The organism is Zarconia navalis LEGE 11467 (assembly GCF_015207075.1).
Classification (GTDB): domain Bacteria; phylum Cyanobacteriota; class Cyanobacteriia; order Cyanobacteriales; family Geitlerinemataceae; genus Zarconia; species Zarconia navalis.
The window spans coordinates 1-11754 of the sequence record NZ_JADEXN010000102.1 but is presented as its reverse complement, the minus strand read 5'-3'; the positions used below and the strand labels follow the sequence as shown (position 1 = coordinate 11754).

Below are 11754 nucleotides of genomic sequence, written 5' to 3'. Positions count from 1 at the left end.
CCCCCGCACCCGCTCCCGTCGCCGTCGCCACGACACCCACTCCTCCAGTCGCACCTCCCGTGCCGCAGGCACCTCCCACGACACAGGCACCATCAATGGCTCCACCCGCCAGCGAACCCTTGGAAGACGATATTCCGTTCTAGGGAACGAATTCGCTGGATTGGTGACGTTGGGGTGCAGAACTCTCTGGTGGTTTTTGGCTATTTGCGAGTCTGTAAGATCTCCAAATGTTGGCGAATCTGGCGAAGCCCTGGTTCGTAATTCCCTTCGGCGTAGAGTTCTCCAGCCTTGACTAAGTTTTCAACCGCCTCGCGGTCTTGGTACAAGTTGGCAAACGCTAATCCTCGATTGTGATAAGCTTCTGCCAACGAACTCATTCGATCGATGCAAGCCGTAAAATCTTCAATGGCTTGACGGTACTTCTTCTGTTTGTAAGCATCCGTACCTCGATTGAAGGTTGTGGTGGCGATCTCTTCCATTGAATCGAGTGAGGGACCGTTTTTTCGGTCGAGGATGGATATGGGATCGGGAAATAGGATTGAGGTACTCCCCGAACCGACATAAGCCCAAATCATTGTTCCCAGTCCAATTCCTAGAACAAGAAGGAGGACGATGAACCCAATGAGAATATCTGCGATCTCCATAGTTATCGAGCGAAAATTGCGAAAGATTTAGGGGGGCAGCACGATCGCTCACCACCCCTCAATAATACAGCGGTAGCCAAAGAAATTAAGACAACTAAATATCCCGCCGTCGGTTCGGATTTAACGATCGGGTAGGGAGTATTTCGCTTTGGAGAATATCTTTGTGGCTTAGTTCGCTGTTAACTACTGATGTAGAGATCGCTTATCGATAAAAATTTTGAATAATTTTTTGTAACGCTAAATCGCAATGAAGAGATTTTATGGGTGAAGAAAGCGTTTTTTTTCTTCGTTATGAGTGATTAGTCGTTACAGAGGAATAAAGTAAAGAAGGGCAGACGCTTAGCAGCTTCTTTCAAAACAAAAAAAGTCTTGAATACGAAGGCTACCCGACGATCTACCCTGCAACTCATTGACTGTTACCCCTACACCCAATTTGGCTTCCTAATAATTAGGAATAAAAGAGGGTGCAGATTACCGAGAGTGTAGAAAACGACTGAACGTCGTTTCTGGGCCTATGCGAGATTCAAATGAACAAGAAATGCAACCCTGATGGCTCTCAGGAGTCTTAACTCCGTAAACTCACTTAGAGTATAACATCACTCTCTAGAAATATGCAAGCTATTTTCGGTGTTTCCACGCAAATTAATTTGAAGTGTTGCGTTAAGACCTTAAAAAAGCGATAGATAACCAGTATTTCACACCATGTCCTCTTTTTGACACTGAGAAGACAAAATGTACAACAATACTGGAGATCGCCAAGCAAATTCCAATTTGTTGTCAGAAAGCTTGCCAAGATGAATTGGCTTATGCTACAGTTAAAAACTGTTGCGGACGCATAGCTCAGTTGGTTAGAGCACTACGTTGACATCGTAGGGGTCACTGGTTCGAGTCCAGTTGTGTCCATTCAAATTAATACAAACCATTGTAAAAGGCTTCAATTTCACCTGTAAAGTTCGAACGACCTCACAACACCTCCGGTAATCCAACTTCTTTTGGTTGGACGAATCGCCCTTGAAAACTTACGGCTTTATTCTCGAACGTCCTTGCCTGTGCTAGAGCCTTTCGCAGTTGTGCCCGTTCCATCCGGTCTTCTGCGCCACCGAGAATGTATATCAGCAGCTTTGCTGCTAAATCCCGACCCGCTACCCGCACTCGACGCTTGTTGGGGTCGTACAGCACGCCATACCACAAAGATCGGGGAGACTCCATGCCATCGAATCCTCCTTCCCCGTCGTAACGCTGTAATTTATCGAAAATCGTCTCTAGGGATAATCCAGAACGAGATACCAACCCACCTAACGCTTGGGCGAGGACAATTTGCCCCACGGGGCGAAATAAGAGATTGCCCCGACCTGTTTCTTCCTCAAAGCTAAACCGACGTAATGCTGTGGTTTCTTGGTGTTCTAATTCTTGGTAGCTAGGCAGGTTGGCAAATCCATCCAACAACTTGCTAAATGCCACTACTCCTGCTTGCAACTCGTTATCCTCGGGTCGTCGGGGAATCAAACCCTTGCGGCGATCGCCACTCCAGTGAGGGAACTGGGGTTCGAGATACCGCGCCGCCATCTCTTTGAGGGCTTGTAGGGTAGTTAAGACGGTGGATTTTGCCGCCACCGTCGCACTATCCCAATTGACGCGGGGATTGCGCCCTTCCTCCTCCCGCAACAGGGGATGGATGGCGGCAACCTGTCGGGTGACGATCGAAAATCCATCGTCTTCATCCAGCAGCGCCAGTTGTCCTTTACTCAGGGGAACCGCCATCAAGTTGACGTGGACGAAAATCGATCGTACCCGTCGCCGCGCTTCTTCTCGGGTTTCTCCGGGCAAGACGGCCGGTATGAATTCGACCCCGAGAGTTTCTCGACCGAGGCATTGCAGGGATTCGGCATCGATACCGTATTTTTCGACGATATCTGCCAGGGCGATCGGTTGACCGATGGTTTTTTTTAACTTGTTGTAGGGTTGCAGTTCTCCCGATCGCAGCAACTCCATCAATCCCTGCACACCCATCAATCGATGCTGTCCGTCGAGGGCGTAGATTTGTACTTCTGGGGAAACCTCCAGCCAGCCGACGCGATCGCCTTCATCTAACGGTAGAAACTCGGCAGCCGACTGGATTGCCCGTCCTTCCCAATTCCACTGGGGCGCGTCCGGTTCGTCTACCCAGGCAGGGGAGAGTACGACGAGTAGGGGAGGGAATTTATGGGCGGTTCGGGTGGCGAGGTATTGGGCGAGAGGGGCTTGGCGAGACCAGTCCAGGGGACGCTGAACGATGGATTCGAGAGTATGTGCGCCCCGTTCTACGTTCTGGGTTTGGCGATCGAGGTGGGGTTGGAACAGGGGAAGTTCGGAGGCGAAACCCACGCGGCGATCGAGCCATTCTAGGGTGACGGAACTAAGGTAGGCTGCGGTTCCCCCCATTTGCGTGGTTTGGACGAAGAGGCGATTTTCATTGGTTTCGCGCGGCAGAGTGGCAAGGGTCGATCGGGTTTTGGCGTTCATGGGTTCGGGTCAAAGCAGTGGCATCCTTGACTATACCCAGATGTGGCAGAGGCGATCGTAAGTTTTTAAAAACCTTTAGAATCCGAGGCAGCAGTTTTGACACGCGGCTATTCGGCTTCGTCGTCGCGGCTGACTAAATCTCCTAGATACAGTTGGACGAAGAGTTCAGCAGCGCTGGGATCGATTTGGTTTAAGGCTTTGACGATTTCGGCGACGGTTTCGGCTTGAGGATCGATTTGCTCGTGAAACCAGCGAAAGACTTTGAAGCGATCGGTTCCCAAAGCGATCGCTAATTTGTTTTGACTGATTTTATACGCTGCTAATGCCTGTCTGAGGGCTTTTCCGGCTCTTCCCATAAAGGTACTACGAACTTCTATCTTCCCCCAAATCGCCGAGATATCGACTTTTAAACTCGACCGCAGCCTCTGGATCGATGTGTTCTAAAGCTTCGAGAATGCGAAACACCGTTTCCGAATTCGGATCGCGAATCTCGTTGCACCAGCGATAAACATTAGACGAACCAATTTCCATCACGGCAGCCAGTTTGCCTTGGCTGATTCCGTAGCTTTCTAGTACCTGTTTTAGCGCTTTACCTGCTCTTCCCATGCCTTTGATTGTCTCAAAGGTCAGCAGTCGAGTATACAGTCCAAATGGACTATGTTATTCTGTTTTAAGTCCATTTGGACTGTGACGATTGGGTGACACTTTAAATAAGATAAAAATGCAGCAAAATTTCCTTTCCAATCCCAACTCACCAGCATCCATTCCTACCACCGGCAATGCCTCCCAGGAAATGTTGCAAAACCGAGAACCCGTCCGACTCATGGCGATCGGATCTCGGCAAGGCGTTCTCAACGTCATTCACGCGCTGCATCGGTTGCGTTTCGCCGAAGTCAGCGAGTGGAGTCCTTTGTTACCCGCGCCCACTTCTGGTGAGGTGATGAGTATTCTGACGCGGCATATTTCTCGGGAGGCAACAAAGGGCGGCTGAGTGCGAGTCTGGCTGGCTGTGGATTTGCCCGATTTGGGTTGCAGGCTCGATCGTTAAAAGCTTAAGCTTATAGATCTAGTTTTTAAAAACTGTAACCCAAATCGCTATGGTTTTCTGAAGAGGAAAGCTAAAGTATGAGTTCACAATCGCAGCCTGAGAATAAAAATTTAGCCTACTATTGCAAGCGCTTTGAAACGCTAAAGGTAGATAGTAATAAAAAACTAGGTACGGCCCCCTATCAACCCATCTTATTTTTATCAATTATAGAATTAATTTCTCAAGAAAAAATTGTAACTCCCAACGTTACAGTTTCCGAAGATCTAATTCAGACATTTAATAAATATTTTAATATTCTTAACTCTTCATCATATACAGCAGGGGGATTACATTACCCATTCTATGCTTTTCAAAATCAAGGATTTTGGAAATTAAAGTTTCAACCTAATTTTAATAGTTCACCAATTAAAAGTACGAAAAAGCTAAAAGAGAAGCTTGAGTATGCCATATTAGAAGACAAGCTATTTTATTTTTTGTGTAATTCAAGTACTAGAGATTACTTACTAAGCGCTCTCCTATCTGCCTGGTTTCCCGATCGAGAACAGGAGGTATTGAATATAAATAAACTTTTTCAAAACGAGATGGATAATATTGATTCAAATGAGAAGCGGAAGTGTATTTCCAAAAATTCTGCGGTCAGAAATGCATTTTTCAGAAAATCAGTTGTATATGCTTATGATTATCAATGTGCTTTTTGCCAACTTAAGGTTTCTCGTTTTCCAAGTCAAGGTATTGTAGATGGTGCACACATTAAACCATTTTCTCAGTTTTACGACAACAATATTTATAATGGAATATCGTTTTGTAAAAATCATCACTGGGCATTCGATCGAGGTTGGTTTAGCATTGACAAAAATTATCGTATTATAGTTTCAAGAGATATACAGGAAACATCGCCTCACTCAAAACCCATGCGAGATTTTCACAATCAAAAAATCGTCTTGCCAATCTCGACTTCATATCTACCGAGTCTCGAAGCTCTTAAATGGCATCGAAATAATATATTCAGTTCTTAAAAATATAAATTCATGAAAACTAATAGTATAGTTTTTCCCGAACGAAAAACGTCAGATCTAATCCAAGACATTGAAAATATATCCAACGAGATAAAAGCTTTATATTGTTTAGATCGAATTCCTTGGATTGTTGGATATTCTGGAGGAAAAGATAGTACGACTGTATTACAACTGATTTGGAATGTAGTTGCAAGTTTACCTATAGAAAAAAGACATAAAAAAATTTATGTTATTACGACAGATACGCGAGTTGAAAATCCGATCGTTTCGATTCGCGTTCGTCAATCTTTGGAAAAACTAGACATTGCAGCAAAACGACAAGAATTACCCATTGAAGCTCATTTACTCTATCCAGAAACTAAAAATACATTTTGGGTAAATCTGATGGGAAAAGGTTATCCGGCTCCCCGAAATAGATTTCGCTGGTGTACCGAACGCTTAAAAATACACCCCTCAAATCAATTTGTCCGGAATGTTCTTAGAGTCAGCGGCGAAATTATTTTAGTATTAGGAACGCGAAAATCTGAAAGTATAAGACGCGCATCTTCGATGGAAAAGCATGAGTTAGGCTTAGTCAGCGAGCGATTGAGTCAGAGTTCTAGCTCAATGCAGTCTCTTTTATATCAAAATCCGAGTCTACCTAACTCATTAATTTACAGCCCCATACAAAACTGGAGCACCGATGAAGTGTGGCTGTACCTGATGCAGTACGAAAACCCCTGGGGACAAAGCAATAAAGACCTCTTCACCATGTATCGGGGGGCAACTGCCGATAACGAATGTCCCCTGGTTGTCGATACCTCCACCCCCAGTTGCGGCGACTCGCGCTTCGGTTGCTGGGTTTGTACCATGGTGAGTCAAGATAAATCCATGGAGGCGATGATTCAGAACGACGACGAAAAAGAGTGGATGCAGCCGCTACTGGATATTCGCAACGAACTCGATAAAAAAAACGATCGCGATCGCCGGGATTTTCGCCGGATTTATGGTAGAGTCGAACTCTTCGAGCGGGATGTGGATGGCGAAAAGGAAGTCAAAACCATTCCCGGGCCTTATACCAAAGAATGGCGGGAACGGTGGCTGACGAAAGTTCTCGAAGCGCAAACCCACATCCGCAAAACCGGACCGGAAATGGTGCGGGATATTGTCTTAATTACTCCAGAAGAACTTAGCGAGATTCGCCGCATTTGGCTGGAAGAAAAACACGAATTTGATGATAGTTTACCCCAGATTTATCGAGACGTGACTGGAGAAACTTTTATCGACCCCCGTCCCGGTGCGGGAACCACGTTACTCGGACTTGACGAATGGAATGTGTTAGAAGAAATTAGCGACGGGGATGCCATGCATTTAGAGTTGATGGCAAAGCTTCTCGATACGGAACGGCAATATCAAACAAAGTCTCGCCGGGTGGGCATTTATGAGGAACTCGAAAAATGTTTTACCACCAGTTCTCATTCCCAAGAGGAAGCGATTCAAAATGCTCATGAAAAACGAGATTTGAAGAAAGCTGCGGAAAAAGGAGATGTGGATACAGTCAAACAGCTTAGTTGGGCGAATTTAAAATTTGGTGGGGAAGATGGAGATTCAGAGGAGGAATAATCGATTTATGTTTCTATCAACTCTCTAGTTTTTTTCAAAAGTAACTCTCGGAAATCAATTTGAAATTTCTCGAACTTCACCTGGAAAATTTTGGTCCTTATGCCGGAAAGCAGGTTATTAACTTACGCCCGGAAACTGACTCTCAAACCAGACCAATTGTTTTGTTGGGGGGCATGAACGGTGGCGGAAAAACTACTTTAATGGATGCTATTCGTCTGGCACTGTACGGTTCTCGTGCCCAGTGTTCGACTCGGGGAAACTTAGGTTATTCAGATTTTTTGACCCAGTGTGTGAATCGTCATGCAAAGCCAAACGATCGAACGCGAATCGAACTCATATTCGAGCAGATTGTTGCGGATAAACTCGTGGAATATCGAATTGTTCGCTATTGGACGAGACATCCTAAAGATGGCAAAGATGTTCTGGGGATTTTGCAAGGAGGATGGTCTGAAGATGCTTTAACGAAAACCTGGGATGAATATATTGAGAATTTATTGCCGTTAGGCATTTCCAACTTGTTTCTGTTTGATGGAGAACAAGTTAAGGAGTTGGCAGAACTCGAAACACCTCCGCCACTGGTATACGAAGCCATTCAGTCTTTGTTGGGATTAGAGTTAGCCAAGCGCCTTGCAGCGGATTTAGAAATATTAGTCCAGCGAAAGCGAAAAGAACGCGCTAGTGCTCAACAATTGGCGAGTATTGAAGAAATTGAAGAGAAATTAAAGCAACAAGAAAAAGAGTTTGATATCGTTACGTCTAAATTAGAAAAACTCGAACCCAAACTCGATCGCGCCAAACAAAAAGCTCAACGAACTGCCGCTAAATTTCTCTCAGAAGGTGGGAAAATTGCGGCAAATCGCGCCCAACTCGATCGCGAACTAGAAACCGCGCAAGGCAACACCGGACTAATTCGCCAAAATCTGGGCGAACTTGCAGCGACTTCAATCCCCCTCATGCTTATCGAACCTCTGTTGGTTCAGGCGCGACAACAAGGAGAAAAAGAACGCCAGAATGCCCGATCGAATATTATTCGCGATGAGGTTATCGATCGCGAACGCCGTTTGTTAGAACACCTCAAAACCCTCAAACTTTCCGCCAAAAAAGTCGAGCAAATTCATCAGTTTCTAGAAACAGAAAATAAAACCCTGGAAACCAGCGACGAACTGCCTATTTTAGGCATGGATGACGAAACACTCGATCGCCTCACTTTCCTCCTCAAATACGAACTTCCCAACCAATGCCAAACGGCGATCGAATATCGCCAACAACTCCAAGATTGCCTGAACGAAGCCGAAGCTAAAGAACGGCAACTCGCCGCTGCTGCCCCGCCAGAAGCCTATGAAAAGTTGCAGAATGCCGTCACCGAAGCCCAGCGAGAACTTGCCCGAGTGGAAGCCGAACGCGCCGCCATCCAACACCGCCAAGAAGAACTCGATCGCACGATCGCCCAAACGAAAAAAGAACTTGCCCGATACGGCGAAAAAACCATCGATCTCAAAAATGCCAACCACATCATTCAAGCTTCAGCCAAAGTTCAACAGACTCTAAAACTATTTCGAGAAAAACTGACTCTGAAAAAACTCAACAAACTCGAAATTGAAGTCACCGAATGCTTTCGATATCTTTTGCACAAATCTGACTTAGTTCATCGGGTTGTCATCGATACCCACACCTTTCGCCTCTCCCTCTACGATGGCGGGGCCCAACCCGTTCCCAAACATCGCCTCTCTGCCGGGGAAAAACAACTCCTGGCGATCTCGTTTTTGTGGGGACTCGCCCGCGTTTCCGGGCGCAATCTCCCCGTCGCCATCGATACTCCCCTGGGGCGTTTGGACTCTTCCCACCGCCAAAATCTCGTGGAACGGTATTTCCCCACCGCCAGCCATCAAGTGATTTTGCTCTCCACCGATACGGAAATTGGCAAAGTGGAATACCAACAGTTGCAAGAACAAAAGGCGATCGCCCGAGAATATCGCCTCAATTACGACGCTAAACAAGGACAAACTACGGTCGAACCGGGATACTTCTGGGAAATACCCACAAATGCGGGACCATAAAAGCCGAATGATACGAAAAAGTTTATAACGGTCGTTCTTCTAGGAGTTGGTAAATTGAAGGCATATTACAAAAGGAAAGCGATTGCCCTGCCTTGCATCATTTATTTTGACTATTGTCGCTTAGTATGCATGTTGAAATTTTATTCTAGTGTCTTACATCAATAGCCTAGGGACTAATGTCGCTTTTTACACCATACGCTCAAATATATGTTAAATTTTTAACATATTTCTCGAGCAAGTACTTTTTTTAGAGTATTATTACCTAAATTTTCATACACTTTTTGTCTGAGTAGTCCCTCGGGCTATCTCTTCGTTTCCCGCAGCGACAAGCGCGATCGGACATCCTTGGTATCCATAGAGAATAAGGTGTCTCGTACTTTCAAAGTACGAGACGTTTTGTCTAACCCTATGCGAGATGGCAAAACGGAGATAGCTAAGGGGCAGTCGGCGCATAACGTGCGTATCTTACGAGTCCCAAAATGTTGAGACAACTCTTTAATTATTTAGGCAATAAACTATCCTGCCTCGTCTCCCTGCAAACCTTTTTAATCGTACCGTTTATCATTCAAATCTTTGCGGGGGTTGGGGTGACGGGGTGGTTGTTGTTGTACAACGAACAGCAATCGGTCAATGAAATTGCCGCTCACCTTTCTCGTGAAACCGCAGCTCTAATCGAGCAGGAAGTCCAAAGCAATTTAAGGACTCCTCATCTGATAGCACGAGCGACGTTTCCCCCCTCTCAACTTTTACTCTATGCCAGCCCGCCCGTGCCGATTTACACTCAAGCAGGCAACCCACTCGGGCTACTCGGAGTGGAACTAACTTTACCCCAACTGCGGGATTTTCTCCAGAGTCTAGAAATTAGCCGCTCCGGTCAGGCGCTTATTATAGATCGATCGGGTCAAATTGTCGCTAGTGCCATCCCCTCCTCCCCAGAAGTGCCCGATCGATCTTCTCATCTGCTCGATGCCACTACCCAATTTTTAATCGCAAAATTCGGCAATCTCGGGCAGCTAGACTCGCCGGTGGACTTATCTTTCGAGCTAGATGGCGAGCGGCAACTGGTGCGAGTTGCTCCTTTGCAAAATACGCGCGGTCTCGATTGGATGACGGCGGTGGTGATTCCAGAGGCAGATTTTATCGAACCGCTCAATGCCGAAACCCACCCCACGGTGTTGCTGGCTCTCAATGCTTTAGGTATGGCACTTTTGTTTAGTACGCTTGCCTCTCGATGGGTGATCGAGCCGATCCGGCAGTTAAATACCGCCGCCAAAGCCCTCACGCGAGGAAAATGGCAACCGACGGAAGATATTTATCGCGCCGACGAACTCGGGGAATTAGCCAAAACCTTCAATAGTATGGCCGAACGGCTGCAAGATTCGCTAGCCACCCTCGAAGCGCAAAACGCCGATTTGCAGAGGCTCGATGCCCTCAAAGATGAGTTTCTCGCCAACACCTCTCACGAACTGCGCACTCCTCTCAACGGGGCGATCGGGATTGTCGAATCGATGCTCGATGGGGCAACCGGGCCTCTGACGCAATTGCAACGAGCGAACCTATTGATGGTGGCGCAAAGCGGACATCGCTTGGCCAATTTGGTCAACGATATTCTCGATTTTTCCAAGCTCAAGCACGAAACCCTCGAGTTGCAATTAAAGCCGGTGGGAATGCGAGCGATCGCAGAATTGGTCATGACTTTGAGCCAACCTCTCGTCGGTAGCAAAGAGTTACAACTCGTTAATAGCATTTCCCCAGAACTTCCCCTGGTTTATGCCGATGAAAATCGCTTAGAACAGATTCTGCACAACTTGATCGGCAATGCCATCAAATTTACCGATCGCGGTAAAGTCGAAATTTCGGCGGTTTTGATGGGCGACTCTCTCGAAATTACCGTTGCCGATACGGGGATTGGGATTGCTGAGGAGAAATGCGATCGCATCTTTGAATTGTTCGAGCAATCCGATGGGTCTACAGCACGTCGCTATGGCGGAACGGGATTGGGTTTGGCCATTGCTCGACCCTTGGTGGAGTTACAAGGGGGACAAATTTGGGTCGAGTCGGAAGTGGGAGTGGGTTCTCGGTTTATCTTCACTCTCCCTGTCGCCTCCTGTGAGATTTCCATTTTTTCTCCCCCGAAATCGACGTTGAACTATCGCATCGATTTCGGGAGAGAGACGGCCTGTGCGATCGCGCCCCAACCGCTCGCCATCGGACCCGAACCGGAACGCCGACTGAAGATTCTCGTCGTCGATGACGAACCGGTGAACCTTCAGGTGTTGGTGAATCATCTGTCTATGGAAAATTTCGACATCACCCAAGCATCCAACGGACGAGATGCCCTGGCGATTATCATCGAGCAGGGGGTCAAACCGGATTTAGTCTTACTCGATGTGATGATGCCTCGGGTGACGGGTTTTGAGGTGTGTCAACAACTGCGGGAGAAGTTTTCTGCCACAGAACTGCCCATTGTCATGCTGACGGCGAAGACCCAAGTTTCGGACTTGTTATTTGGTTTGGCGGTGGGGGCCAACGACTATCTCACCAAACCCATTAGTAAAGACGAATTGCTCGCGCGCATCAAAACCCAGATTAATTTGACTCGTTTGCGGGCAGAAAATATTCGTCTGAGTACGGAGTTGGAGATTACCCGCAAGCTGCAACAGATGCTACTGCCCGAGAGAGGAGAACTCGATCGCATTGAGGGGTTAGATATTTCTGGCTATATGGAACCGGCCGAGGATGTCGGAGGCGATTATTACGATGTCCTCGAACGCGATGGTCGAGTCAAAATTGGCATTGGGGACGTGACCGGACACGGACTCGAAAGCGGCGTGTTGATGATTATGGTGCAAACGGCCGTACGTACCTTGCTGCAAAATGACGAA

Annotated in this window: 9 protein-coding genes and 1 tRNA gene; 6 read left to right on the top strand and 4 right to left on the bottom strand. The window is 46.9% G+C overall.

All coding sequences use genetic code 11. The annotated features are described in order from the left end of the window. Positions 1-200: 200 nt before the first annotated feature. Positions 201-644, bottom strand: coding sequence for a tetratricopeptide repeat protein (locus tag IQ235_RS07560; protein WP_264320873.1), 444 nt, complete (start codon positions 642-644; stop codon positions 201-203). A gap of 829 nt (positions 645-1473) precedes the next feature. Here IQ235_RS07560 and IQ235_RS07555 point away from each other — a divergent pair. After that, positions 1474-1547: transfer RNA gene (locus tag IQ235_RS07555), tRNA-Val, on the top strand. 60 nt (positions 1548-1607) lie between these two features. Here the strand turns inward: IQ235_RS07555 and IQ235_RS07550 are convergent. The 3 genes from IQ235_RS07550 to IQ235_RS07540 form a co-directional block, all read right to left on the bottom strand. Then, positions 1608-3146 carry a DGQHR domain-containing protein gene (locus tag IQ235_RS07550; protein WP_264320872.1) on the bottom strand — a complete coding sequence of 513 codons (1539 nt, stop codon included), beginning with the start codon at positions 3144-3146 and terminating at the stop codon, positions 1608-1610. Positions 3147-3253: 107 nt separating this feature from the next. Continuing rightward, positions 3254-3502, bottom strand: coding sequence for a helix-turn-helix domain-containing protein (locus tag IQ235_RS07545; protein WP_264320871.1), 249 nt, complete (start codon positions 3500-3502; stop codon positions 3254-3256). A gap of 7 nt (positions 3503-3509) precedes the next feature. Then, complete coding sequence (locus IQ235_RS07540; RefSeq protein ID WP_264320870.1) at positions 3510-3752, bottom strand: helix-turn-helix domain-containing protein; 243 nt, start codon at positions 3750-3752, stop codon at positions 3510-3512. 115 nt (positions 3753-3867) lie between these two features. On the opposite strand from IQ235_RS07540, the gene IQ235_RS07535 reads away from it, so the two are divergent. The 5 genes from IQ235_RS07535 to IQ235_RS07515 all read left to right on the top strand — a co-directional run. Beyond that, positions 3868-4137 (top strand): hypothetical protein, encoded by a 270-nt coding sequence (locus IQ235_RS07535; protein WP_264320869.1) that lies wholly within the window; start codon positions 3868-3870, stop codon positions 4135-4137. A gap of 134 nt (positions 4138-4271) precedes the next feature. Then, positions 4272-5210 (top strand): HNH endonuclease, encoded by a 939-nt coding sequence (locus IQ235_RS07530; protein WP_264320868.1) that lies wholly within the window; start codon positions 4272-4274, stop codon positions 5208-5210. A 12-nt stretch (positions 5211-5222) separates the two neighbouring features. Continuing rightward, positions 5223-6812: a DNA phosphorothioation system sulfurtransferase DndC gene (dndC, locus tag IQ235_RS07525; RefSeq protein WP_264320867.1), complete on the top strand. Its 1590-nt coding sequence runs from the start codon at positions 5223-5225 to the stop codon at positions 6810-6812. Positions 6813-6871: 59 nt separating this feature from the next. After that, complete coding sequence (gene dndD / locus IQ235_RS07520) at positions 6872-8869, top strand: DNA sulfur modification protein DndD (RefSeq protein ID WP_264320866.1); 1998 nt, start codon at positions 6872-6874, stop codon at positions 8867-8869. A 479-nt stretch (positions 8870-9348) separates the two neighbouring features. After that, on the top strand, positions 9349-11754 hold a 2406-nt coding region (locus IQ235_RS07515; RefSeq protein WP_264320865.1), incomplete at its 3' end, for an ATP-binding protein.